The sequence below is a fragment of the Thalassobacillus cyri genome (genome assembly GCF_900107755.1).
Lineage (GTDB): Bacteria > Bacillota > Bacilli > Bacillales > Halobacillaceae > Thalassobacillus > Thalassobacillus cyri.
Map to the genome: position 1 here is coordinate 1 of NZ_FNQR01000004.1, position 24,939 is coordinate 24,939.

Annotated in this window: 24 protein-coding genes; 21 read left to right on the forward strand and 3 right to left on the reverse strand. The window is 41.7% G+C overall.

Annotated elements, in window-relative coordinates; all coding sequences use genetic code 11:
- Positions 1–110: 110 nt before the first annotated feature.
- Entirely contained in the window at positions 111–974 is an 864-nt protein-coding gene (locus BLV00_RS05940; RefSeq protein ID WP_093043438.1) for an SDR family oxidoreductase, read from the reverse strand.
- Positions 975–1,128: 154 nt separating this feature from the next.
- Between BLV00_RS05940 and BLV00_RS05945 the strand changes: the two genes are divergently transcribed.
- On the forward strand, positions 1,129–1,407 hold the full coding sequence (locus BLV00_RS05945; protein ID WP_093043440.1) for a hypothetical protein: 279 nt from the start codon (positions 1,129–1,131) through the stop codon (positions 1,405–1,407).
- A gap of 98 nt (positions 1,408–1,505) precedes the next feature.
- On the opposite strand, the gene BLV00_RS05950 is transcribed toward BLV00_RS05945, so the two are convergent.
- Positions 1,506–2,432 carry a prenyltransferase gene (locus tag BLV00_RS05950; protein WP_093043442.1) on the reverse strand — a complete coding sequence of 309 codons (927 nt, stop codon included), beginning with the start codon at positions 2,430–2,432 and terminating at the stop codon, positions 1,506–1,508.
- A 370-nt stretch (positions 2,433–2,802) separates the two neighbouring features.
- Here BLV00_RS05950 and BLV00_RS05955 point away from each other — a divergent pair, with 370 nt between their 5' ends.
- The 10 genes from BLV00_RS05955 (at position 2,803) to BLV00_RS06000 (ending at position 14,467) form a co-directional block, all read left to right on the forward strand.
- On the forward strand, positions 2,803–3,642 hold the full coding sequence (locus BLV00_RS05955) for an MIP/aquaporin family protein (RefSeq protein ID WP_093043444.1): 840 nt from the start codon (positions 2,803–2,805) through the stop codon (positions 3,640–3,642).
- Between the two features lie 19 nt (positions 3,643–3,661).
- On the forward strand, positions 3,662–5,155 hold the full coding sequence (gene glpK / locus BLV00_RS05960; protein WP_093043446.1) for a glycerol kinase GlpK: 1,494 nt from the start codon (positions 3,662–3,664) through the stop codon (positions 5,153–5,155).
- 63 nt (positions 5,156–5,218) lie between these two features.
- Positions 5,219–6,205, forward strand: a complete 987-nt coding sequence (gene dhaK / locus BLV00_RS05965) for a dihydroxyacetone kinase subunit DhaK (RefSeq protein WP_093043448.1) — start codon at positions 5,219–5,221, stop codon at positions 6,203–6,205.
- 17 nt (positions 6,206–6,222) lie between these two features.
- Complete coding sequence (gene dhaL, locus BLV00_RS05970) at positions 6,223–6,843, forward strand: dihydroxyacetone kinase subunit DhaL (RefSeq protein ID WP_093043450.1); 621 nt, start codon at positions 6,223–6,225, stop codon at positions 6,841–6,843.
- 3 nt (positions 6,844–6,846) lie between these two features.
- Complete coding sequence (dhaM, locus tag BLV00_RS05975) at positions 6,847–7,221, forward strand: dihydroxyacetone kinase phosphoryl donor subunit DhaM (protein ID WP_093043452.1); 375 nt, start codon at positions 6,847–6,849, stop codon at positions 7,219–7,221.
- Positions 7,222–7,456: 235 nt separating this feature from the next.
- Positions 7,457–9,007, forward strand: a complete 1,551-nt coding sequence (locus BLV00_RS05980; RefSeq protein WP_093043454.1) for a class I adenylate-forming enzyme family protein — start codon at positions 7,457–7,459, stop codon at positions 9,005–9,007.
- An 18-nt stretch (positions 9,008–9,025) separates the two neighbouring features.
- Positions 9,026–9,817 carry an enoyl-CoA hydratase/isomerase family protein gene (locus BLV00_RS05985; protein ID WP_425441648.1) on the forward strand — a complete coding sequence of 264 codons (792 nt, stop codon included), beginning with the start codon at positions 9,026–9,028 and terminating at the stop codon, positions 9,815–9,817.
- A gap of 171 nt (positions 9,818–9,988) precedes the next feature.
- Positions 9,989–11,476 (forward strand): sodium/proline symporter, encoded by a 1,488-nt coding sequence (locus tag BLV00_RS05990; RefSeq protein ID WP_093043456.1) that lies wholly within the window; start codon positions 9,989–9,991, stop codon positions 11,474–11,476.
- A gap of 284 nt (positions 11,477–11,760) precedes the next feature.
- On the forward strand, positions 11,761–13,164 hold the full coding sequence (locus tag BLV00_RS05995) for an FAD-binding oxidoreductase (protein ID WP_093043458.1): 1,404 nt from the start codon (positions 11,761–11,763) through the stop codon (positions 13,162–13,164).
- The gene (locus BLV00_RS06000) at positions 13,157–14,467 is read left to right on the forward strand and encodes a (Fe-S)-binding protein (protein ID WP_093043460.1); all 1,311 of its coding nucleotides are present in this window, start codon (positions 13,157–13,159) and stop codon (positions 14,465–14,467) included. The genes BLV00_RS05995 and BLV00_RS06000 overlap by 8 nt, the downstream gene beginning before the upstream one ends.
- Positions 14,468–14,748: 281 nt before the next feature.
- Here the strand turns inward: BLV00_RS06000 and BLV00_RS06005 are convergent, their stop codons facing one another.
- Positions 14,749–15,516, reverse strand: a complete 768-nt coding sequence (locus tag BLV00_RS06005; RefSeq protein WP_093043462.1) for an IclR family transcriptional regulator — start codon at positions 15,514–15,516, stop codon at positions 14,749–14,751.
- Positions 15,517–15,888: 372 nt separating this feature from the next.
- Between BLV00_RS06005 and BLV00_RS06010 the strand changes: the two genes are divergently transcribed.
- From BLV00_RS06010 to BLV00_RS06055, 10 genes are all read left to right on the forward strand, one after another.
- Positions 15,889–16,953, forward strand: a complete 1,065-nt coding sequence (locus BLV00_RS06010; protein ID WP_176791353.1) for a TRAP transporter substrate-binding protein — start codon at positions 15,889–15,891, stop codon at positions 16,951–16,953.
- 123 nt (positions 16,954–17,076) lie between these two features.
- Positions 17,077–17,613: a TRAP transporter small permease gene (locus tag BLV00_RS06015; RefSeq protein ID WP_093043466.1), complete on the forward strand. Its 537-nt coding sequence runs from the start codon at positions 17,077–17,079 to the stop codon at positions 17,611–17,613.
- A complete protein-coding gene (locus tag BLV00_RS06020; RefSeq protein ID WP_093043468.1) occupies positions 17,604–18,905 on the forward strand; it encodes a TRAP transporter large permease in 1,302 nt (433 codons plus the stop codon). The genes BLV00_RS06015 and BLV00_RS06020 overlap by 10 nt, the downstream gene beginning before the upstream one ends.
- A 54-nt stretch (positions 18,906–18,959) precedes the next feature.
- Complete coding sequence (locus BLV00_RS06025; RefSeq protein ID WP_176791355.1) at positions 18,960–20,111, forward strand: acyl-CoA dehydrogenase family protein; 1,152 nt, start codon at positions 18,960–18,962, stop codon at positions 20,109–20,111.
- A gap of 26 nt (positions 20,112–20,137) precedes the next feature.
- Entirely contained in the window at positions 20,138–21,031 is an 894-nt protein-coding gene (locus tag BLV00_RS06030) for a 3-hydroxyacyl-CoA dehydrogenase family protein (protein WP_093043986.1), read from the forward strand.
- Positions 21,032–21,056: 25 nt separating this feature from the next.
- A complete protein-coding gene (locus tag BLV00_RS06035) occupies positions 21,057–22,247 on the forward strand; it encodes a thiolase family protein (protein WP_093043470.1) in 1,191 nt (396 codons plus the stop codon).
- Positions 22,248–22,265: 18 nt separating this feature from the next.
- A complete protein-coding gene (locus tag BLV00_RS06040; RefSeq protein ID WP_093043472.1) occupies positions 22,266–22,673 on the forward strand; it encodes a PaaI family thioesterase in 408 nt (135 codons plus the stop codon).
- Between the two features lie 37 nt (positions 22,674–22,710).
- Complete coding sequence (locus BLV00_RS06045) at positions 22,711–23,493, forward strand: enoyl-CoA hydratase/isomerase family protein (RefSeq protein ID WP_093043474.1); 783 nt, start codon at positions 22,711–22,713, stop codon at positions 23,491–23,493.
- A 63-nt stretch (positions 23,494–23,556) separates the two neighbouring features.
- On the forward strand, positions 23,557–24,285 hold the full coding sequence (locus tag BLV00_RS06050; protein WP_093043476.1) for a CoA transferase subunit A: 729 nt from the start codon (positions 23,557–23,559) through the stop codon (positions 24,283–24,285).
- Positions 24,230–24,880, forward strand: coding sequence for a 3-oxoacid CoA-transferase subunit B (locus BLV00_RS06055; protein ID WP_093043478.1), 651 nt, complete (start codon positions 24,230–24,232; stop codon positions 24,878–24,880). Before BLV00_RS06050 ends, BLV00_RS06055 begins: the two co-directional genes overlap by 56 nt.
- The last annotated feature ends 59 nt before the right edge of the window (positions 24,881–24,939 follow it).

Genomic DNA, 24,939 nt, shown 5'->3' on the forward strand with positions numbered 1-24,939 from the left:
CTTTTGTCCTTTTAAAGCCATAAAAATGCACCCCTTAAAAATCGTACGTTGTAACCGGGGGTTTTTTCAACGTCTATTTTAAGGGGTGCACACTAGATGTCCCGGGGTGTTCATCCATTCACTGGTATGCCTCCGTTCACATGAATCATCTGTCCGGTCACATAGCTTGAATCGTCGCTGGCTAAGTAGACATAAGCGGGAGCAACTTCTCTAGGCTGTCCTGGACGTCCCATCGGATTATCGGATCCGAATTCGGCCACTTTCTGTTTATCGAAACTTGCCGGGATAAGAGGTGTCCAAATTGGCCCGGGCGCAACTCCGTTGACGCGAATTCCTTTTCCAACTAATGATTTAGCCAGGGAGCGGGTGAAAGCTGTAATGGCGCCTTTGGTTGATGAATAATCAATCAACTGTTCGTTTCCTTCATAAGCTGTAACGGAAGAAGTATTGATAATTGTACTGCCTTTTTTCATGTGAGGCAGGACTGCTTTCGTCATGTAAAAATAAGAAAAGAAATTCACCCGAAATGTTTCTTCCATCTGCTCGTTTGTAATGTCGAGGAAGTTTTCTTTCGGGTACTGGATCGCTGCATTATTAACAAGGATATCAATCTTACCCAATGAATTGACGATTTGTGTAACGGAGGATTCACAATGGGCCGAATCTCCGATGTCACCAATAATCAGCTCGCATTTTCTTCCTTCCGCTTCCACAAGTTTCTTCGTGTTGTCCGCATCTTCCTGCTCATTCAAATAAAGAATCGCAACATCGGCGCCTTCTTTGGCAAAATACAGACTGACCGCTCTTCCAATCCCGCTGTCACCACCTGTAATGACAGCGATTTTTCCACTTAACTTTCCACTGCCTATATAAGTGTTATCTACAAATTCCGGTAACGGCTTCATTTCATATTCAAAGCCGGGCTGGCGGTTCTGGTGCTGCTTCGGTTGTATTTCTTTCTTTTTATTCGGCATGTCTATTTCCTCCTTATCCTACTAATTGAGTTATGAATTAGGGTGCCCGGGCTCTCCAGATTTAACCACCTGCTAAGTAAGACAATTTTCGCTTACAAAGCTTTATTTTTTGAAGAATGTGGGAGGCTAATGTAACGGACGGGAGGATATCTAGATGAAAAGAATTCATGCGTATTTTAATAATGAGGAACAAGCAGAAGGGGTGAAGTCCAGGCTTCAATCTCTTCATGCGGATAATATAACGTTGGGGAGTATCCCTAAAGACAATAATGAACTGATAGAGGTATTACGAAGTTTATTTTTTCTAAAGAAGAATGATGATCATTCGATGCATGTGTTGAAAACTGACTTGGCAGAAGAGGAATATGACCGAGTAAAGGCGATTGTGAAAGAGAGTAACGGTATATTTTTAAAATCAATGCTTAACTACTAGTTCATAAATTTAACGAAGTAACTGAAAGTGTGCAGAAATTCGATGCTCACTTTTTTTCTGTCTCTTTTATGAGAAATACAAGTCGTTGGCCGGTTTTCTTATATAAAAATGCCGAGCCAAACGGCATTGACCATAGCTAGTATAAGTATGGCTTTTTCACAAGCGGATACTTGCTGGTGGTCTTCCACATCCATTTTAAAGATTAAGAAAACAGCAGCCCCAGTCATTATGACTAGCCCAACTGCTGCCCACAGCCGGTCCAACCCCAACCAAAGAGCGCATAGTCCTGTTAGACCAAAATAGACGAGGGCCGGAAGACGGCTGAATGCAGTACCGAACCTTTCTACAGACCAGACCACGCTCGTTTTTTTCGTGGGTACAGCTTTTCTATCGGCATCTCGATCAGGGATATGATGTATCATCACCCAGGCGATACAAAATAAAGCGTTGATGACGGCATTTTGCAGCACCCACTCAGGGGTAGGATCCAACATCAGCCAACCTCCAGCAACTCCAAGAAAAAACACCGAGGGAAAAGTGGCCAGCCATTCTCCGACGAGTGGGAGGTAGCTAAGTCGCAGCGGAGGGAGAGAGTAGGAAACAGCTCCCCATAAACCGATTGCTAACAAAATCGCCATCTGGTAATAGCCAAAGATGACAAACATGGCAACGACCATCGCAAGTAATGCAAACAGCGATTTGCCAAAACGCCAGAGGGCTTCCGAAGAAAAATATCCTTCCTGAATCACGCGGCTTCCCCCTGACAAGATAGCGGGACTGTGTGCGTCTGTGCCAGATTGATGGTCAATGTAGTCGTTTAATATATGTGTAAGTACACCGTGAATGACAAACGCTCCTAAAGTCAATAACAGGAATAAAGAAATCAATCTGTATAGTGCGATGGGATAATAGAGGTATAAGGGGAGGACGGTAGATACAATCGTGGCGACACTTGAAGAAACGACAGCGACTGACCGTAATAACAGCCCTCCTCCTTTAAGTATTGCCAGGGCTTGGTTATTCATGGATTGCAGCTCCTTTCCAGGTAAGTGAACGGTTACCTATGAATACTCTTTACTGAGTACCCGTTTTTACAATCTATCAAGCAGAATTTAGTTTAGCAGCCTGCAGATAACGAGTTAGGATAAAAATGATATTGCCAGGCCCTTAAAAATGTATGTGATTTATATTACGGGGTTTTTACAAATTTGAAACTATTACCTTTTTTATTGACACCGCTTTCATAATAGTTTAGTTTAATAGATAACAAGTTAACTACGTGACGGAGACATGGAGACTCACACTGAGCAAGTACTTTCCCTGGGGGAAGTGCGTGCTGGAAGTGTGGGTCTTTTTTTGTTCCCGTTAAATCTAACTTAAGAAGGAGTGTGTAGAATGTCTGAGTTTTTAGCAGAAATCATAGGTACAATGATTTTGATCATTTTTGGCGGAGGTGTCGTGGGAGGCGTCGTTTTAAAAGATTCCAAGGCTGAAGGGTCGGGGTGGGTAGTCATCACGATTGCCTGGGGACTCGCTGTTGCGATGGCGGTTTATGCAGTTGGACAATTCTCGGGTGCTCACATCAACCCGGCGGTTACGCTGGGGTTTGCAGCCGTCGGTGAATTTCCGTGGGCAAAAGTTCCAATGTATATTACAGCGCAAATGATTGGTGCATTTATTGGCGGAGTTATCGTATTTTTAAATTATCTTCCACACTGGAAGAAAACAGAAGACCAGGGTGCCAAGCTGGCCGTATTTTCTACGGATCCTGCCGTACGAAGCCCTTTTTCAAACCTGGTCAGTGAAATTGTCGGTACATTCGTTTTGGTAATGGGTCTGATGTTCATTGGGGCCAATGAATTTACTGAGGGGCTGAACCCGATGATCGTAGGGGCGCTGATTGTAGCGATTGGTATGTCACTCGGCGGGGCGACTGGATATGCGATCAACCCGGCTCGTGACCTTGGGCCAAGACTTGCGCACGCGTTCCTGCCAATTCCGGGTAAAGGCGGTTCGGATTGGAGCTATGCCTGGATTCCGGTAGTCGGACCAGCCATCGGCGGTGTCTATGGTGCGGTATTCTACCGGGCCATGTTCTTAGGGGAATTTTCATTAATATTCTGGGTTCTGAGTGCAATAATGGCTGTGATTCTGGTGGGAGCTGCGATGTCTGAGTTGAAAGAGGAAGAAACTGCAGCCGACCGTGTCGAAAAAAGTGTCAGCCAGCTAAATTAATAAAGGGGAGAGATGTGTTATGGAAAAAAAGTACATTTTATCAATCGATCAAGGGACAACGAGTTCACGCGCGATTCTATTTGATGAAGCTGGAACTATCGTAGGTACCGGACAAAAGGAATTCGAACAATTTTTCCCAAAGCCGGGCTGGGTCGAGCATGATGCGAACGAAATCTGGACGTCCGTACTCGCTTGTATCGCTGATGTTTTACGAAAAACGGATATCGAGCCGAGTCAGGTCGCCGGCATCGGAATCACCAACCAGCGTGAAACAACAGTCGTGTGGGATAAAAATAATGGAAAACCAATCTACAAAGCGATCGTCTGGCAGTCACGCCAAACGGAGGGCATCTGTAAAGACTTACGGGAACAAGGACATAATGATCTGTTCCGCGACAAAACAGGACTGCTGCTTGACCCTTATTTTTCCGGGACAAAGGTGAAATGGATTCTCGATAATGTTGAGGGAGCGCGTGAAAAAGCGGACAATGGTGACCTGATGTTCGGGACGATGGATACGTGGCTTGTCTATAAGCTTACTGGCGGTAAGGTGCATATCACCGATTATTCCAACGCTTCTCGTACGCTGATGTTCAATATCTATGATTTGAAGTGGGACGATGAGCTGCTTGATATTTTAGGTGTGCCAAAGAGCATGCTTCCGGAGGTAAAGCAGTCTTCCGAAGTCTATGGAAACACAGTTGATTATCATTTCTTCGGCCACGAAGTACCAATTGCCGGTATCGCAGGTGACCAGCAGGCGGCCTTGTTCGGCCAGGCATGTTTTGACGAAGGAATGGCGAAAAACACCTACGGCACGGGCTGTTTCATGCTGATGAATACGGGAGATAAAGGCGTGAAATCCGAACATGGCCTGTTGACTACATTAGCCTGGGGATTGGATGGAAAAGTCGAATATGCATTAGAAGGAAGTATCTTTGTCGCCGGTTCAGCGATCCAGTGGCTGCGTGACGGCCTGAAGCTGATTAATAGTGCACCGGAAACAGAAAACCTGGCTACATCTGTCGATTCTACCGATGGCGTATATCTGGTACCAGCGTTTGTCGGACTCGGTACTCCTTACTGGGATTCTGATGCCCGTGGAGCGGTGTTTGGCTTGACGCGTGGTACTTCGAAAGAACATTTTGTCCGTGCCACGTTGGAATCACTGGCTTACCAGACAAAAGATGTACTTGATGCAATGATCGCCGATTCAGATATCGACTTGAAAACCTTGCGTGTCGATGGGGGAGCTGTGAAAAACAACTTCCTGATGCAGTTCCAAAGTGATATCCTCGGCGTACCGGTCGAGCGTCCGGTCGTCCAGGAGACGACAGCACTTGGTTCAGCCTACCTGGCTGGTCTGGCAGTCGGTTACTGGAAAGATAAAGACGAAATCAAGCAGCAGTGGAAAAATGAACGCACATTTGAAGGAGAAATGGAAGAAAGCAAGCAGGAAGAACTTTATAATGGATGGAAAAAAGCCGTCGCGGCCACCCGGGAGTTCAAGTAAACCAACATTGACAGGCACCTTTTGATAACAAGAGGTGCCTGATTTAATAGGAGGGATATTTATATGAAGAAAATCATCAACGACCCGAATCAAGTTGTAACCGAAATGCTGGATGGAGTAGTTGGCGCATACCCAGGCCAAATCAAGCGTATTCCTGATACTAACGTTGTTACAAAAAAAGATGCACCTGTTCAAAGTAAGGTAGGTATTGTCAGCGGGGGAGGCAGCGGCCATGAACCAGCCCATGCCGGATACATAGGGAAGGGCATGCTTGATGCCGCCGTAGCTGGCGAAGTCTTCACTTCTCCAACGCCGGACCAAGTATTTGAAGCGATCAAGGCAGTTGATGGGGGCTCCGGGGTGCTGCTTGTCATTAAAAATTACAGCGGGGATGTCATGAATTTTGAGATGGCTGCTGAAATGGCGGAAGCAGAAGGCGTCGATGTGGCACAGGTCATTGTCAAGGATGATGTGGCCATCGAAGACAGAGATGGACGCAGAGGGGTTGCCGGTACTATATTCGTTCATAAAATTGCTGGGGCGATGGCGGAGACAGGTGCTTCACTGGAGGAAGTGAAGGCTGTGGCTGAGAAAGTGATCGCGAATGTTCGCTCGATGGGAGTGGCATTAAGTCCATGCGTAATGCCGGCATCCGGGAAACCAAGCTTTGAACTGGGAGAAGATGAAATGGAAGTTGGCATTGGTATCCATGGGGAACCAGGTACAGAACGGAAACCACTCGCTTCAGCCAATGAAATCGCAACTGAACTCACGAAGCATGTGCTGGAAGACCTGGAGTTGTCAGGATCAGATGAAGTAGCAGTAATGGTGAATGGGCTCGGGGCGAGTCCTGAAATGGAACTTCACCTGGTCAATCGCAAAGTTCAGGGGATTTTACAGGAAAAAGGGGTAAAGGCCTATAAAACCTTCGTCGGCGAATATATGACATCCTTGGAAATGGCGGGATGCTCCGTGACGTTATTGAAATTGGATGGTCAATTGAAAGAGCTGCTGGACAGTCCTTCGGATGCGCCGGCATTTCGATCTTGATAATAGGAGGGGAGCTTATGGCATTCACAGTCGAACAAGCATTGAATTGGCTTACTAAAAGTAATGAAAAAATCCAGGAGAATAAAGACTATTTGTCTGAATTAGACCAGGCGATCGGAGACGGCGACCATGGCATCAATATGGCCCGCGGTTTCGATGAGGTAGTCAAGAAGCTGGATGGTAATGATTATAAGCAAGTCGCCGACGTATGGAAAGACGCAGCGATGACGTTGATGTCAAAAGTTGGAGGAGCGTCTGGTCCATTGTTCGGCACAGCATTTTTGAAGATGTCGATGGCAGCCAAAGGTGGAGAGGCTGTATCGTATGATGCTTTTATCAAAGCGTTGGAAGATGGGGGGGCCGGCATCAAACAACGTGGCAAAGCGACAGAAGGTGAAAAGACGATGGTCGATGTCTGGTCTCCTGTTGTCAAGCAGTTAAAAGAAGCAAAGGACTTTGACGCCGGGCTTATTCGTGATAGTTCCAAGTCAGCGATGGAAGCTACAAAGGATATCATAGCGACAAAAGGACGTGCCGCTTATTTGAAGGAGCGCTCCAAGGGTCACCTCGACCCAGGCTCAGTTTCATCCTATTATATTTTCCAAGCATTGTCCGACTGCATTGAAGGGGAGGTGTAGGAGATGGCGAATGTAGGAATTGTCATCATATCCCATAGTGAAAAAGTTGCCAACGGAGTCAAGGACATCCTCGAACAGGCAGTCGGACAGGTTACCGTAGAAGCGGCCGGAGGGCAGGGAGATGGCGAAATCGGTACGAGCCTTGAAAAAATTCAGGGTGCTATCGAGAAAGTTCACAGCGCTCAAGGCACGATTGTTTTCTATGATCTCGGCAGCGCGAAAATGAATGCTGAGATAGCAATCGAAATGCTGGAGTTGGAAAACGTTCAATTGGCGGAAGCACCTGTTTTGGAAGGTGCTTATCTGGCAGCTGTGGAATCGAGTATGGGAAGGCCGCTTGAGAAAATCGTGAATGCCTTAGAAAAAGAGTTTAAGTAAAAGCTACCCCGGAGCCCTCCAATATTTGGAGGGCTCCGGGGTCAATTAATTTATGAGTCATATTAACCGCTACTCTTTTACTTTTTGCTTATAAGCGTAGGTAGTAAGCTTCGACATAATGATAATTCCTTGATATTCCAATTATTTTCCTCTAAGATATTTTGTAAGTATTCTTAATTTTCAATCAAGAAAATGTATGCGCTTACAAATAATTAAAAATTAGAGGAGGTAGTGAATGTTCGATTTAGGTTATTTCACAAGACGGGTAGAAGGAGACAGTCAAACAATTCCCCCTTCTAAAATAGCCGTACGACTGGAGGATCAGCAATATTGGACCTACCAGGACTTGCATGAGAAATCCAACCAATATGGTCATGCACTTAATCAATTAGGGGTAAAAAAGGGAGACCGTGTAGGGATTCTTCTCTATAATTGCCTGGAGTATATTGGCTTGTATTTTGCTATTGCCAAGATAGGGGCCATTGCAGTCAGGCTAAATTTCCGGCTCTCATCCCGGGAATTGGAGTACATTTTAAATGACTCTGGGGCAAAAGTGCTTTGTTACCATTCAGAACTTGCACCAACAATTCAGGAAATCTATGAAAAGATACCGGCCGAACATTTTATTCATGTTGGCGGAGCAAGAAGTGAATGTCCGAATTGGGCAGAACCTGGTACCATCCTTGAGGCAGGAAGTACCCGTACCGTTGAACCTGATGGAATTACAATGAAAGACCCTGTCATGTTGATGTATACCTCCGGGACAACCGGTTTACCGAAAGGGTCGCTCTGGACTCACGGTAATACGTTTTGGTTTTCAGCGATGCAAGCCATGAAGTGGAACTATACCGGAGATGAAGTTGCTATGACCACCGGCCCTCTTTATCATGTCGGGGCGATGGAGGATGTTGCTTTGCCAGTCCTGTTACGCGGTGGAACTGTACATATTACCAAAAGTAAAGGGTTTGATATCAACAGGGTTCTGACCGTAATTACCGAGCATCAAGTAACCGATTGTTTCTTATTTCCTTTTATGATTTATGAAATGTTGAATTCTCCTCATATAAACAGCTTACAACTAGAATCTCTTAAGCGGATCTACACTGGGGGGGACCCTATTATGCCAAAAGCCATTGAAGAATTGAATGAACGCTATCCACATATTGGTCTTATACAAGTGTATGGGTTAACCGAGGGCACTCCCATCGCTGCATCATTGGATCCGGAAGATAATCAAACCAAACATCATACGGTAGGAAAGCCACTGCCTATGACAGAGATTAAAATTGGCGATGGTGATGGCCAACGCCTGCCTAATGGAAGTATTGGAGAAATTCTAATTAAAAGTCCGGCAGTTTCCATGGAATACTGGAATAAGCCAGAAGCTACACAAGATACATTCAGGGATGGCTGGTGCAGGACTGGGGATCTTGGAATGTTCGATCAGGATGGATTTCTTTCTATTTCCGGCAGAAAAAAAGACATGATCCGCAGTGGCGGTGAAAATGTCTATGCTGCTGAAATCGAGGACCTTCTCTACAGACATGAAGCAATAAATGAAGTTTCGATTATAGGAGTGCCTGATCCGAAGTATATTGAAACGGTATGTGCTGTTGTGGTGAAAAAAACAGGAGCAGATCTGACTGAGCAGGATATAGTCGATTATTTAGAGGGAAAACTAGCCAGCTATAAAAGGCCGCGAAAGGTTATTTTTGTTGATGAGCTGCCGAGAACACCTTCCGGAAAAGTCCAAAAGTTCAAGCTTCGCGAACAATACAGCCATTAATAGAAGGGGAGGACAAGTGTGCAAAAAGAGAAGAAAATAATGAGCATAAAAAGGGGCAATATCGAAATTATAGCTATTGATGAACCTCCTGTAAATGTATTGAGTAAGGAAGTATTGGAATACCTGGATCATACACTGGATCGGATAGAGGAAGACGATAGCATTCGTGCGGTCATTGTAACAGGGGCCGGTGATAAAACATTTGTTGCTGGTGGGAATATCAAAGAATTCCCGGGTTGGATGGATAAAGGGGCAGCTTTGGCTAAGGAAAAATCCTTGGGCTTACAAGGGCCATTGAATAAACTGGAGAAGCTCTCTAAACCTACCATTGCCGCTATTAATGGCCATGCCCTGGGTGGCGGGTGTGAACTGGCGATGTGCTGTGATTTACGGATTGCGGAAAAACAAGCGCTTATCGGTCTGCCGGAAATTAAACTGGGACTCTTTCCGGGCGCAGGTGGAACCCAGCGTCTTCCTCGTTTAGTGGGAAAAACAAAAGCGAAAGAGCTGATGCTTACCGGTGAACCAGTCAGCGCTTTAGAAGCGATGGCGATCGGACTGGTGAACCGAGTAGTGGAAAAGGGTGAGGCATTAGATCAAGCGTTGGTTTTAGCAGAAAAAATCACCTCTTATTCTCTTCCGGCCCTTTCTTTTATGAAAAAAGCGATTGATCAAGGGTATGAAACAACACAGGAAGAAGGGCTTGCAATTGAGGCCGAGTATTTTGGGCATGTCTTTCAAACGGAAGATGTAAAAGAAGGTGTTGATGCTTTTATTCATAAACGCAGTCCTCAGTTTAAGCACCAATAAATTTTTTTCATAATAATTTGCAGAATATTCATCATTATCAAAAAGGAGCGGTTGCATGTTTGGATTAACACCATTAATGAGCTTTATGATGTTTGTATTTTGGCCGGCAATCATAGTAGCAGCTATGTTTTGGGGACGGTTCGCCTTTCGGAATGAAAGGGGGCTGGACGAATGATATTAGCTATCGGGATCATTTATTTACTTGTTATCCTTGTGATTGGAATCTTTTCTACGAAACATCAGAAAGATATGGATACGTTTTATGTAGGTGGAAGAAGTTTTGGTCCCTGGCTGATTGCACTTGCTATCTCCTCTACTACCATGTCCGGGTTCGGTTTTGTTGGATTACCTGGACTTGTCTATGAAAATGGCTATTCGATATTTATGATAGGCATTTTTGCAACCGGAGGTATCTTTGTAAGTTTTCTTATTTTAGCTAAACCAATGCGTAAAATATCTAAAAAGTTCGGATCGCTCACTATCCCTGACCTGCTTGAACTCCGTTATAACAGTAAGTCCGTACGAGTCATTACGGCGCTTGCGATTCTGGCAGGAGCGATTGGATATCAGATGGCACAATATAAAGCATTAGGGAATATGCTGCAGACGATTCTTGGAATTAACTATGGTCTGGCTCTATCGATTGGTGTGGCCCTTTTAACTATCTATGTTGTAGCAGGGGGAATGATCAGCGCGATCTGGACTGATTTTATCCAAATGATTGTGATGATTGCAGGATCACTGATCGTCTTTATTGGCGGGATGAAGATGGTCGGCGGTATGACAAATATGAACTCTCAATTATCGAATATAAATCCTGACATGGTCAATGCGTATCATTCAACAGGGTCAATCGGGATATTTGCTTTCATCTCTTATTTTTTCATCTATATGATCGGGCATCAGGGTCAGCCGCATGTGGTGTCAAAATTCTACATGATTAAAAAAGTCTCCATGCTGAAATGGGCCTGCATCATTGCTGCCTCTACTTATGGAATTACCGTACTATTATGGTTCACCGGCCTTTATGCACGAGTGATGGTGGAAAATGGATCAATGGCTGCTCCCGCTTCACCAGACCTCGTTACTCCAATGTTCATCCAAAATTTCTTCAACCCGGTTGTAGCTGGGCTGATTTTCGCGGCAGTAATGGCCGCCATCATGTCTACAAGTGAAGCCTTCCTGCTGGTTGCCAGTTCATCAATTGTAAGAGATATCTACCAGCAAGTGATTAAAAAAGGGGAGAAGCTGTCACCAGGAAAAGAATTGGCATATTCCCGAATGGTAACGCTATTGGTGATCACCGTGACTTTTGGGCTTTCTTTCAATCCACCGGACTTGGTCGGCTGGTTAGGGAATGCCTCATGGGGAATTTTCTCAGCTTCACTCGTACCTGTACTTAGTATCGGCTTGTTATGGAAGAGGGCAACACGCCAGGGAGCAATCGTTTCTTCAGCTGTTGGTCTGATATCAAGTATCAGTCTATATATCTTAAAAGTAAAAGGTGTTTATGTTCCAAGCCTTGATACAGGGGCGATCGCCATGCTTCTATCTGCTGGCACATTTATATTTATATCTTTATTAACTAAGCCTGAGAGCAATGCGGTATTCGATATTGATTATAAAGGCTTGAAGGATGCAAAGAATAAAGCCATTTAAAGGAATCAAAAGAACGAGCCCTGAAAGTGGGGCTCGTTCTTTTAATTAAAAACACCCCCGGTCATCCAGGTATTATGAGGAAGAGTACGAGATTTTAATAATCTGCTGTTGATCAAACGTTTGACCTAGGTTTGATTATATGGAAAAAAGCGACATTTTACGAGGGGAAAAGAAGCCATTTCGACAGTATACTGCCAGCTTATCGATGTACAAGGATGGAAACCTGTCAGCAGCTCGTTATAAAATAAGGGTACAGAATATTTCGACAGTAGGAGTGTGCGTGTATGAATGAATGGTTGCAGATATTGAATAATCATATCCCCGATCAGCGAATATTAACTGATTTAGCGGATCGATATAGTTATAGCTTTGACGCTTCCTTCGGGGAGCATCTTCCCGATGTAGTGGTGCAAGCGAAGAGTAAAGAGGAAGTAGTCCATGTTATGCATATCGCCAACCGATACAAGGTACCGGTTTATCCCCGAGGTCAGGGAACATGTCTGAGCGGCGGACCGTTACCGGTTCATGGAGGAATCGTGCTCGATCTCTCCCAGTGGCCGAAAAAAATTGACCTTAACGTAGAGGACCTTACCGTCAACGTATCGCCCAGCGTATTGACTGCAAATATCAATAAAGAAGCGGAAAAGTACAGACTGATGTATGCTCCTGATCCGAGCAGTGCCCATGTGGCAACCATCGGGGGCAACCTCGCAGAAAATTCCGGTGGACCGCGCGGCTTGAAATATGGTGTGACGAAAGACCATGTATTAGGACTGGAATTGGTTACTCCAGAGGGGGAAGTGATCCGTACCGGAGGGCAGACAATCAAAAACGTGACGGGCTATGACCTGACGAAGTTGATAGTTGGTTCGGAAGGGACCCTAGGCGTCATTACTGAAGCTACCCTGAAACTGCTGCCAAAACCACGGGCTGCTCAAACGATTATGATTTCATTTGATGAGGTACGTACTGCCGGCCTGGCGATATCTCAAGTGTTAACATCAGGAATTCTGCCATCCAAAATGGAAATCATGGACAATGCATCCATCCGTGCTGTCGAAAGTTTTCAACCAGCAGGTCTTCCGGTGGATGCAGCCGCCATTGTTATCATTGAACTGGATGGCCACCCTCAGACGCTCGAAATAGAAACAGAGTTGGTTCGAGAGATTATGAGTAAAATTGGGGCAACGCAAATCGTCATTCCAAACACCAAGGAAGAAGCGAACAAGATCTGGCAGTCCAGAAAACAAGTTTCACCGGCCATCGCTAAAATCAAACCTACAAAAGTTTCAGAAGATGCTACCGTTCCCCGTAGTAAAATCCCTGATATGATGGACCGCTTAAAAGAAATCAAAGAAACGTACAACGTAGAGCTTGTCGTATTCGGTCATGCCGGCGATGGCAATCTTCATCCTAACATTTTATGTGACCAAAGGGATAAGGAAGAAATGCGCCGGGTAGAGCAGGCGGTGGAAGCGATTTTTGAAGCAGCCATTGATCTAGGTGGAACTTTATCTGGGGAGCATGGAATCGGCACAATGAAAGCTCCCTTTATGGAGAATGAATTAGGAACTGTTGGAGTGGAAATGATGAAGCGGATCAAAGACAGCTGGGATCCTAACCATATCATGAATCCCGGGAAAATTTTCGCAGAAAGAGGGCAAAAGCTGGTGTTGACGGATGACTGATATGCAGACTCTCCAGGAAAAAATCAATTACGATAAAACGTTTGATTGTGTGCAATGCGGTTACTGTCTGCCAGCCTGCCCAACCTATGAAACGATGGAACGGGAAACACATTCACCAAGAGGGCGTATCAATCTAGTTAAGCTGGTGGCAGAAGATAAAGCCTCGATTGAAGATTTACGCGAACCTATAGAAAAATGTCTGGGCTGTATGGCATGTACTACTGTTTGTCCGACCAATGTACAATATGGACAGATTTTAGAAGGGGCCAAAGAAGTCATCGAGGACCAACGTTCCGAATCAGGGAAGCAAAGTAAAGTAGAGGACTTTTTATTCGAGTCATTCTTTTCTTCTGAAAAATGGATGAGAACACTCGGGAACCTGACCTGGTTTTATCAGAAGTCCGGCTTGCAGGCGTTTGCCAACCGGTTATCGTTAACACGTTTTGCCCCGCTTCACTTAGAAAAGATTGAGCGTGTGATTCCAGAACAACCTTCTCCTAAAGCGCGGGCAAAGCGTGTAAACCACTATAAACCTGATGGGCCAGCGCAAGCTAAAGTTGCTTTCTTTACCGGCTGTATTATGGATGGCGTGTTCTTTGAAACCAACCAGAATACCATTGAACTTTTAGTTCGAAGCGGGCTGGAAGTCTTACTGCCCGAACAACAGTCGTGCTGCGGGGCTCTTCATGCGCACTCAGGAAAAATCGATGATTCCAGAGAATTGGCAAAACGTAATATCGAAGCATTCGAGAAAGCGGAAGTCAATTATATTGTTAACAATGCTGGAGGCTGTGGAGCGCGGCTGATTGAGTACCATCATTTATTTGATGAAGGGTCGTACTGGTACGATCGGGCGAAGCGATTTGTTTCAAAAGTGAAAGATGTCTCGCAGATTCTTGTAGAAGTGGAAGGACTGGAATTTACTAAACCAATTAACCGTACGGTAACCTATCAGCCTTCCTGTCATATGACCAATGTTCAGGGTATCACCTCTCCTCCATTAGAGTTGATTAAAAAGGTACCAGGGATTACGCTCAAGGAATTGGACAGGCTGGACTTTTGCTGTGGATCCGCCGGAATCTATAATATTGTCAATTATGAAGATTCCATGGATATATTGGATGTGAAAATGAAAGATGTTTGCGGCACGCAGCCAGAATCTATTATTACTACCAATCCAGGGTGTCTATTGCAGATGAAGCTTGGAATCGAGCGGGAAGGTGCAACGGAAACGATGGATGCTGTTCACCTGGTAGATCTTTTGCTAGAGGCGGAGCCTAAAGTAAATTACAAGTTTTGCTAGTAATGAGTTATGTGATTAAGTCTTTCAATATGTATAAAAGGAAGTGGTTAACTCTTAGGTAGAATTACAGAAGTTTAAAACGAATGTAAAATTAAAAGCCCATGGGGTTAGATTCTTAACAGGCCTGTGGATTTGAGACAAGAAAAAAACCTCCAAAAGTAGTGATAATTGTATATACGACTCTGGGGGTCTTTTTTTCTGTCTCATTTAATTAGGTCACTCTACCGTCCAACCTCAAGGGTTTTTATGAAAAAAATTGATTTAAGGGTTTTATATAATAATCACGAGTTAATTTCTTCTGAAATTCTATTACTGTAATAATGAACCAGATTAACTATTTTTTGTTCTTTATTGTTTAATCTATAAGATGGTAAATAAACCCCTAAGCATCCTATAAATTCATCTTCATAGCCAAATACGGGAGCTGCTACAGAAAATAAGTCAGGAACTAATTCAGCACTACTCATTCCATAGCCCTGTTCTCTGATTTTGGCAAGCTCTTTTTTTAATTCTGTTGGATCGGTAATAGTATTTTCTGTGATTTTAGGTAGGCCTTTGCTAATGACTTTATTTATAATATCGGGCTCTAAATGAGCTAATAAAGTTTTTCTGGCAGCCCCACAATGTAAGTAACCGACACTATTGATATTAACGGTATGTTTTATCGGATGAGGAGTTTCGATGTCAGCTATTTGTAAGGCTGTTAAAGAAACGTAATCAGGAACTACAAAGCAAACTGTTTCTCCTAGTTTTTCTTGCAACTCTTCCATGATTGGCATAGCAATCTTTTTTATCAACATATTATGATTCATTGCTTTACCCAAACGAAAAACTTCATAACCGAGGCTATATGTTTTTGTTCTCTCATCTTTTAATAGGTACCCTAAGGATTCCAAGGTATGTACCGTACGGAATACAATACTTTTTGGAAGCTCTAACTCGTCAACAATTTCTTGAAGCGTATAGGTTTTCTTTTTAAACAGTGATAGTATCCTTAAAGTTCGTTCAGCTGTTAAGAGAGTACTAGACGATTTCTGCTTATTTTCCACTTTTTATTCCCCCTCTAAAACTCCAATCGCTTTCTAAGAAGTATATCGTTCATTAGCAATCAAATTAAAATCTCAAGCTCATCTTTTAGAAGATGCTCTAAACTAAATAAACTTTATATTCAAAGTAATGTCAAGTTGTTTCGTGGATATATAGTCATATCTACTATTATAAAATTTATAATTTTCTACAATTTCTGAAAAATTATTTGACATTGGAAATACGTTCTACTATATTGTTTATAGGAACTTGATTCCTATATATGCAATATGATTAAGATGTAAATGTTTTAATTTTCAACCTGTTTTTCAGGGGAAAAAGAAAGCGGTTACATTAAGTTTTAAATTTACTTATAAAGAATGGAGGAATGTAGTTTGAAGTTAAAGAGTAAGCGGTTAAGTACCCTCGTTTTAGGAGTTTCAGCCCTATTTCTAGCTGGTTGTGGTGTGGAGAAAGGATCAAGTGCTTCAGGCGGGAATGTCATTGAAATGAATGTTAATAACACCCTGCCTTCCACACACCATGCAGCAAAAAACGTATACGAGCCATGGAAAGAATTAGTAGAAGAAAAAACAGATGGAAGAGTAAAAGTAAATTTATACCATGGGGGAACCTTAGGTTCTTCTGCTTCTACATTAGAAGATTTACAAGGTGGAGTGTACGACGTGGGAACAGCTATTGGCTCATATTTTTATGATTCTGCACTATTCCCATATACCATCGGTTTATTGCCTTATGCTTTTCCTAATGCAGAAACCGGTACTAAGGTTTTAGATAAGTTCTCTAAAGAGGTAGATATAGAAGTAGAAAACGTTAAAGTTTTAGGTGGAGTTGCTTCCGATTTATATAACTTATTTAGCACAAAACCTATTGAAAAACTTGAAGACTTGGATGGCTTGAAAATGCGTGTTCAAGGCAAGGGGGACGATGTTTTAGCTAAATCATGGGGTGCTACACCTGTATCAATTAAAACGGATGCTACTTATGAAGGGTTAGAGAAAGGCATGATTGATGTTACTCCATATACCACCGTAGGGGTTATGGGGACTAAATTTTACGAAGTTGCTCCTTATGTTACTAAAACGAAATATTCAAGTACTATTATGATTCCTATTATGAGTGAATCATTTTACAATCGATTACCGGATGATTTAAAGAAACTTTTTGATGAAGAGCTTAACCCTAAATTGGTTGAACTATATGCTCAAAGTTATATAAAAGAATCTAAAAAAGCCAATAAAGACATTTCTGAATTGGTTGCGGATAAAGGTAAAGTCATTGAACTTACAACTAAAGAATTAAATAAGTTTAAGGAAAAATCAATGGTTCAATGGGAAGAATGGGTTAAAGATGCGAATGAAAGAGGTTATGACGGAGAGAGCATGTTAGCTGAATTTAAGAAGATCCTAAAAGAAGAAGGTGTAGAAGCACCTAAATAATAAAACCATAGTAGAACGCCCGGATGAATTCTACTTATGAATCCTTTTGACCGGTTTAGATTATTTTATCAGCACTATTTGCTAATAAGTTGTACGTAGAGAAAACTTCAAAGAGGTGGTTGAATGAAATGGTTACATCAAATAACTAATACTTTCACTTTACTCGCAAAATGGATATCCCTGGCAACGTTGATAGCTATGACGCTTTTGATTACCGTAGCTGTTATTTCTAGGGCGATTGGGCACCCGGTAATAGGAGACGTGGAAATCTCTCAATTATTAATGGTAGCCCTGATCATGTTTGGGTTGCCGTATACCCAATCAAGAGATGCCCACATATCTATTGGACTTATTGTGGATCGACTTCCTATTAAAATACAAGGAGTTTTAAACGTCATTAGCTCATTGACTTTATTTTTTGTTTGTTGGCTCATTACGGTAGTTTTCGTAAACGCTACGGTCTTAAATGATTCAACTTTCCAAAAATCTACTGACTTGTTATCCATTCCTCACCTCCCATTTAAAATATTTATAGCAGTTGGTTTTGGACTTTGGGGGCTTCAAGCTCTGTTAAAAGTTATTGATTCCATTGTTTCTTTAATAAATTTGTCTACTAAACAACCAATTAGCGATAGTGAGGGGAAGGTAAAATGTCTCTAGAATTTATAGGTATTGTTGGGATACTAATCATGTTTTTGCTAATGTTCCTAAGGATTCCAATTGCTATATCGATGGCACTTCCAGCTGTTTTAGGAATCTATTACCTTAGAGGTTGGGGAGTATTATCAACTGCTGTTGAAACCATCGTTTGGGACCATAGTTTCAATTACACACTTATAACTATTCCTATGTTTATTTTTATGGGGGAATTACTGTTTGCTGCAGGAATTAGCAGTGAGTTATTTTCTACTTTTCGAATCTGGTTTGGGAAGTTAAGAGGCGGTTTGGCTATGGCTACTATTGGTTCTTCAGCAATATTCGCTGCAGCATCGGGTTCCAGTTTAGCTACTACTGGAACCATGGGGGTAATTTCCTCAAAAGAAATGCAAAAAGCCAATTATGCTAAAACCCTTTCTGGAGGTTCTATTGTAGCAGGGGGGACCTTAGGAATCTTAATTCCTCCAAGTACTATTCTCATTATATATGGGATGTTAACAGAGCAGTCAATTGGTAGTTTATTAATAGCGGGTATTGTTCCTGGAGTTCTACTTACCGTGTTGTTTATCTTTACCATTATTTTAACTGTAAAACTTAATCCAAAGTTAGCCCCAATTGGTAGTTCGTATTCATGGAAGGAACGAATAAGTGCTGTACGCCATATTTTCTGGGTTTTAATCCTTTTTCTACTAGTAATAGGAGGAATGTACTTAGGGCTCTTCTCTCCAACGGAAGCAGCTGGTGTAGGAGCGTTTGGATCCTTTCTAATCGCGCTCATACGGAAGAAAGTAAACTGGGAAGTTTTTTTACAAGCTTCAACTAACACGGTAAAAACAACAGGCTTCTTGTTTGCGATTATATTAGCCTCGTTTATATTAAATTATTTTTTAGCCCTGACTAGACTCCCGATGGTATTAGCATCGCTATTTAATAATTCCAGTCTTTCACCAGGATTAATCTTTTTAGGGATTGTCATAATGTATATCCTTCTTGGAGCAGTCATGGATACTATGGCAATGATTGTAGTAACTATCCCGATTGTTCTCCCGGTAATAGAGGTACTAGATTTTAATCTCATTTGGTTTGGAGTAGTTATAGTACTAGTGATTGAAATGGCTTTGATTTCACCACCAATTGGAATGAATTGTTTTGTACTAAATGGAGTAGCGTCCGATTTGAAACTAGAATCTATTTTTAAAGGCTCTTTTCTATTTATGATTCCAATAATAGTTACAGTAGGGATACTTTATTTCTTCCCTGAAGTGGCTCTTTACTTACCGAATACCATGAAGTAATAGATATTTTATCTCAAAAATTTTCTAGCATTATAAAAAATAGGAGGAGAAAAAATGATTGAAACAATGGCACCTGAAATTGAACAAATGCAACAAATGGTTCGTAATTTTGCAGAAAATGAAATAGAACCACTAGCACAGCAAATTGAAGAAGATGATGACATACCTAAACAATTGGTAGAACAGGCAAAGGAATTAGGCCTTTTTGGAATGAGCATCCCAGAAGAATTTGGGGGCATTGGACTGAGTGCTGTTGGCAAAGCTATGGTTTTAAGGGAGCTGGGAAGATCAAGCCATGGATTTGCTACTTTGATTAGTGCTCACACAGGAATTGGGAGTGTTGGCCTGGTTAGACTTGGATCTGAGAGATTGAAGCAAAAGTATTTAACGGATATGGCAAGTGGAGCAAAAGTAGGAGCATTTGCTTTATCGGAACCTGGAGCAGGATCTGACGCGACTAACCTATCTACTACAGCTTCCAAAAGTGGAGACAAATGGATTCTTAACGGGACGAAGCATTTTATCACCAATGCACCTGTTGCCGATCTATTTACTGTATTTGCGTTAACGGATAGGGAAAAAGGAGCCAAAGGCGGGATAACTGCTTTCTTGGTAGAAAAGAATTTTCCAGGATTGATCATAGGAAAGAAAGATAAAAAAATGGGATTAAGAGGGTCACAAACTGCTCAGGTTATTTTTGAAGATTGTGAGGTGCCGGAGGAGAATGTAATCGGAGAAGTTGGTATGGGATATATGTCTGCACTCAAAATTTTAGGAGAAGGTCGTGTCGGATTGGCAGCAAGAGCTGTAGGTGCTTGTGAAAAACTCACCGAATGGTCTGCATCCTATGCACAAGAACGAAAGCAATTCGGAAAACCCATATCTGAAAACCAAGCAATCCAATGGATGTTGGCGGATATGTCTATGGAAACAGATGCAGCACGAATGTTAATGATTCATGCTGCTGAATTGATAGATGAAGGAAAAAAAGCGATTAAGGAAGCATCAACAGCAAAGCTTTATGCCTCAGAAGTATTTAATCGTATTGCTGATAAGGCAGTACAAATCCATGGTGGGATGGGTTATGTGGCAGATTACCCAATTGAACGTTTTTATCGAGATGCTCGTATAACAAAGATTTATGAAGGAACCAGTGAAGTCCAACGTATGATCATTGCAAGACATGTATTAAATGAAAACAAATAAATATAGCCAGGGAGGGTGGTAGAATGGTGACAGTACAAGCCATAAAAACTGTAGGAGTTGTCGGTGCGGGTGCAATGGGGTCACAGATTGCGATGGTATGCGCACTCGCGGGATACCCTGTAATTCTACAGGATATTGAACATAAACAGTTAGGGGAATCAAGTCAAACTCTAAGAGAACTCATGGATAAAAAGGTAAGGAAGGGGAGATTACCTTCTGAAGAAGTCGAAGACGCCTTTAGCAATATTACATACACCACGAATCTGAATGACTTGGAATCAGCAGACATTATAATAGAAGCTATTGTAGAAAAATTGGAAGTTAAGAGAGAATTGTTTTACCAATTATCACAAATCGTACCGCGCCATACAGTGTTAGCTACCAATAGCTCAACGATAGTCAGTTCCAAATTAGTCGATGTTGTCAGTTATCCTGAGAAAATGTGTAATATCCACTTTTTTAACCCTGCATTGGTAATGGATTTAGTGGAGGTAGTCCAGGGAGAGCATACTTCAGGAGAAACAGCAGAAAAGTGCATGAATTTTGTGCGAAGTATTCGGAAGACACCAGTCTTGCTTAAAAAAGAAATTTCAGGTTTTATTGCAAACCGTATTTTAGGAAAATTAATGGATGAAGCCGTCTGGTTATATGAGAACGGCTATGCAACTCATGAGGAAATTGACCTTGTCTGTAAAAAGGCATTAAACCATCCGATCGGACCATTTGCTCTTATGGATCTAACAGGAATTGATGTAAACTACTTTGTCCGAAAACAACGATATGAAGAAAGCGGTGACCCGAAAGATAAACCCGCTAGTATTGTTGCAGATAAAGTAGCAAAAGGAGAGCTTGGACGTAAGACTGGTAAAGGATTCTATGAATATAACGAGCAGGGGAAGCGGATTGAGGAAACAGTATAAGTCTGATGAAATTGGAGGTTGAAATATGTCTGAGAGATTAGTGATAGCAGAGGGGCTACGAACAGCAATAGGAAGGTATGGTGGAACTTTAAAAGGGGTTAACTCGGGGTTTTTGGCTTCTCATGTTATCAAAGGTGTCATTGAAAAGTCAGGAATTTCTGCTCAAAAAGTAAATGAAGTCATCATGGGAGAAGCAAGACAAACGACAGAGTCTTCAAACGTCGCTCGAGTGGCAGCCATACGTGCAGGTATTCCGACAGATGTACCATCATACACCGTAAATCGTTTGTGCGCCTCGGGGATGCAGGCTATAGTATCTGGTTTACAACAAATTCAATCAGGTCATTCAGACATTGTAGTTGCAGGTGGTACGGAAAGCTTAAGTAATGCAGCCGTTTATATTCGAGGTTCTCGTTTTGGGGGAGATAACCCCAAACTTGTGGATTCTAACAAAGAAGCGTCCCAGCAACCGATGGAGATTTACGGAGATGATATGGGCATGGGTGTAACGGCTGAAAACGTAGCCGAAAAATATAGCATTCCACGTAAAGATCAGGATGATTTTGCCCTTCAAAGTCAAAGAAAAGCATCTGCAGCGATAGAGAGTGGAGTATTTAAAGAAGAGATTATTCCTTATGAGGTTAAGGAGAAAAAGAAAACGATTTTGTTTGAAACAGACGAACATCCTCGCTCCAATACTAATATTGAAAAGCTTGTAAAGTTAAAACCTGTATTTAAAAAAGAAGGTACTGTAACCGCCGGAAATGCATGTGGACGGAATGATGGTGCTGCTGCTGTCTTATTAATGAGTGAGTTCACAGCTAAAAGAGAAGACATTAAACCTAAAGCCGCTATTGTTGACTGGTCTGCAGTAGGTGTACCGCCAGAAATAATGGGAATAGGGCCAGTTCCAGCCATTAGAAAAGTACTTGATCAAACTGGTATGTCCTTGAATGATATTGATTTATTTGAAATAAATGAAGCTTTTGCTTCTCAAGCCCTTGCCGTACAACGTGAATTAGGTATTGATTCTGAAAAGTTAAACGTCAACGGTGGAGCCATTGCATTAGGCCATCCTCTCGGCGCAACTGGAACAAGAATTGTAGTGACATTAATGCATGAGTTGATCCGGAAGGGTAAGCGATATGGGATTGCTTCCTTGTGTGTCGGAGGCGGTCAAGGAATGGCGATTTTAATAGAAAATCTTGAGAGTTAAGGTACAGGAGGGTAAGGAATGGTTTTAACAATGGATGTAGAGGACATTAGAAAGGAATTTGAAAACTGTCCATATTTTCATTATATGGGATTAGAAATCATTTTTTTTGAAAAAGAAAATGTAAGAATTCAGCTTAATATAAAGCCGGAATTTCTGAATACAAATGGAACTTTGCATGGGGGCGTATATGCCGCTGCTATAGATTTTATTCAAAGCATGCACCTTCGATCTGTAACCAACACAAGGTGTGTTACTACTAATCTGACCATTCATTTTACAGCCCCTATCAAGACTGGGACGATTTTTGCGGAAGCATCTATTATTTCTAGAGGCCACAAAACAGCTTTTGTTGATGGAATCCTTAAGGATGAAAACGGCAAGGTCATTTCCAAAGGTACAGGAACGTTTAAATTAATTTATTCTTAATTCTAATGAATACGATTAAACAAAGGCGGGTGAAAAAATGAGTGATTTTCACACTTTATTACTTCAAAAATCAGAACAGCTTGCTTATATAATTATAAACTCACCGGAACAACGTAATGCGTTAACTAAAGAGACCTTAAGCGAAATAAAACTAGCCCTGGAACAGTTAAGGAATGATTCAACTATAAAATGTGTTATTTTTACCGGTCAGGGAGATAAATCGTTCGCTGCTGGAGCTGACATCAATCAGCTAAATAAAAAAGCTCCAATAGACGTTTTTCAGGTGGGGAATATGCAGGAATTATACACATTTATTGAATCTTACGAAAAACCGACTATTGCTATGGTAAATGGGTACGCTTTAGGAGGAGGTTGTGAGTTAGCAATGGCTTGCGACATAAGAATTGCATCCAAAAACGCAAAATTTGGTCTCCCAGAGTTAAACCTAGGAATTATACCAAGTGCTGGCGGCACCCAGCGTATGTCTCGTTTAATAGGAAAAGGCAGAGCTCTTCATTTAATTCTTACAGGAAAGCTAATAACAGCTGAGGAAGCTGAAAGAATAGGGTTAATATCCGAATGCGTATCGCAAGATAAATTAATAGAGGAAGTAGAAAAAAACGCTGCTCAAATTGTTTCAAAAGGGCCGCTTGCTGTAAAGCTTGCCAAGATGGCTATTCACAACGGATATGATGCGGATATGCAGACTGGTTTATTAGTTGAACAATTGGCCCAAGGAATTTTATTTTCTACCGAAGATAAAAATGAAGGTACAAGTGCATTCCTTGAAAAAAGAACTCCTGTATTTGAGAGGAAATAGTTTATCTATAGCTTATTATTAAAATCTGCCAAGTAATCATTATATTTTGTGAAAGGTGATTAAATGGAGAAACTTATAAAACCAATTAAAGCTATAAGTTATATAAAAAATGGGGATTCCATCTTAGTAGGAGGTTTTGGAGTATCGGGCACACCTCTTACTATATTAGATGAAATAGCCTCATCGGATTTAAAAGATTTAACTGCCGTTAGTAATAACTTGGGGGAAAAAGGAAAAGGATTAGGTAAATTACTAGACGCTGGAAACTTAAAGAAGGCTGTTGGCTCCTATTTTACAACTGGTCGCCATGCTGTCGAAGCATGGCTGGAAGGCAGGTTAGAAATAGAATTGGTTCCCCAAGGGACGCTTGCTGAGGCTTTACGATGTGGAGGAGCTGGGATTGGTGGTTTCTATACTAAAACATCGGTTGGAACTAAATTGGCTGAAAATAAAGAGAAAAAAGTAATTGATGGAGAAGAATATGTGTTCGAGAAGGCAATTAAAGGCGATGTTGCTTTAATTAAAGCTTCAAGATCAGATACTCTAGGAAACTTAACTTACGATAAAACAGCCTTAAATTTTAACCATGTAATGGCAACAGCTGGTAAAACAGTGATCGTGGAAGTAGATGAAATAGTAGAAGCTGGGGAGATAGAGCCTCAAGATATCATAACCCCACATTTGTACGTAGATTATATCGTTGAAAACAAATACATTAAAAAAGGGGGGGAATATATTGAGCCAAGCAATTCGGCTGAAAATAGCAAAAAAGGTGTCGGAACTATTGGTTGAAGGAAATGTAGTAAATTTAGGGATTGGTATTCCTACTCTTATTCCTGATTGTATTGGTGATAAGAATGTATACCTTCAGTCAGAAAATGGGATTTTAGGGATGGGAGCAACTCCAGCTGATGAAGAGACAGATATGGATTTAATAAGCGCTAATAAACAACCTGTATCACTAAACAAAGGTGCATCAATCTTTGATAGCGCAGATTCCTTTTCTATGATAAGGGGAGGGCATATTGATTTAGCAGTTTTGGGGGCATTGCAAGTAGATGAAACAGGGGAAATTGCAAATTGGGCTATCCCGGGTAAAGCCATTCTCGGTGTAGGAGGAGCGATGGACCTTGTAATGGGAGCACAAAAAATTATTATTGCTACAACTCACCTTACCAAAGATGGTAACCCTAAAATAGTTAATAAACTTACTTATCCAAGCAGCGGGAAAAGAAAAGTAGATATGATTGTAACAGAGCATGCACTATTTAAATTTATTTCCAGTAAGATGTACCTTATGGAAGTATTATCAGACATTTCATTTGAAGAATTAAAACAAATTACTCCTGCAAGTTATGAAATTTCCTCCAGTTTTATAGCTAGTTAATGTAGTTTACTATTTTCTAATAAAAGATACGCAAACAGTAATAGCGCCCAATATAATGG

Excerpts from the sequence above, each read along its gene's own strand:
- BLV00_RS05940 (WP_093043438.1), bottom strand. The coding sequence starts at position 974 with ATGCCGAATAAAAAGAAAGAAATACAACCGAAGCAGCACCAGAACCGC.
- BLV00_RS05945 (WP_093043440.1), top strand. The coding sequence starts at position 1,129 with ATGAAAAGAATTCATGCGTATTTTAATAATGAGGAACAAGCAGAAGGG.
- BLV00_RS05950 (WP_093043442.1), bottom strand. The coding sequence starts at position 2,432 with ATGAATAACCAAGCCCTGGCAATACTTAAAGGAGGAGGGCTGTTATTA.
- BLV00_RS05955 (WP_093043444.1), top strand. The coding sequence starts at position 2,803 with ATGTCTGAGTTTTTAGCAGAAATCATAGGTACAATGATTTTGATCATT.
- glpK (WP_093043446.1), top strand. The coding sequence starts at position 3,662 with ATGGAAAAAAAGTACATTTTATCAATCGATCAAGGGACAACGAGTTCA.
- dhaK (WP_093043448.1), top strand. The coding sequence starts at position 5,219 with ATGAAGAAAATCATCAACGACCCGAATCAAGTTGTAACCGAAATGCTG.
- dhaL (WP_093043450.1), top strand. The coding sequence starts at position 6,223 with ATGGCATTCACAGTCGAACAAGCATTGAATTGGCTTACTAAAAGTAAT.
- dhaM (WP_093043452.1), top strand. The coding sequence starts at position 6,847 with ATGGCGAATGTAGGAATTGTCATCATATCCCATAGTGAAAAAGTTGCC.
- BLV00_RS05980 (WP_093043454.1), top strand. The coding sequence starts at position 7,457 with ATGTTCGATTTAGGTTATTTCACAAGACGGGTAGAAGGAGACAGTCAA.
- BLV00_RS05990 (WP_093043456.1), top strand. The coding sequence starts at position 9,989 with ATGATATTAGCTATCGGGATCATTTATTTACTTGTTATCCTTGTGATT.
- BLV00_RS05995 (WP_093043458.1), top strand. The coding sequence starts at position 11,761 with ATGAATGAATGGTTGCAGATATTGAATAATCATATCCCCGATCAGCGA.
- BLV00_RS06000 (WP_093043460.1), top strand. The coding sequence starts at position 13,157 with ATGACTGATATGCAGACTCTCCAGGAAAAAATCAATTACGATAAAACG.
- BLV00_RS06015 (WP_093043466.1), top strand. The coding sequence starts at position 17,077 with ATGAAATGGTTACATCAAATAACTAATACTTTCACTTTACTCGCAAAA.
- BLV00_RS06020 (WP_093043468.1), top strand. The coding sequence starts at position 17,604 with ATGTCTCTAGAATTTATAGGTATTGTTGGGATACTAATCATGTTTTTG.
- BLV00_RS06025 (WP_176791355.1), top strand. The coding sequence starts at position 18,960 with ATGATTGAAACAATGGCACCTGAAATTGAACAAATGCAACAAATGGTT.
- BLV00_RS06035 (WP_093043470.1), top strand. The coding sequence starts at position 21,057 with ATGTCTGAGAGATTAGTGATAGCAGAGGGGCTACGAACAGCAATAGGA.
- BLV00_RS06040 (WP_093043472.1), top strand. The coding sequence starts at position 22,266 with ATGGTTTTAACAATGGATGTAGAGGACATTAGAAAGGAATTTGAAAAC.
- BLV00_RS06045 (WP_093043474.1), top strand. The coding sequence starts at position 22,711 with ATGAGTGATTTTCACACTTTATTACTTCAAAAATCAGAACAGCTTGCT.
- BLV00_RS06050 (WP_093043476.1), top strand. The coding sequence starts at position 23,557 with ATGGAGAAACTTATAAAACCAATTAAAGCTATAAGTTATATAAAAAAT.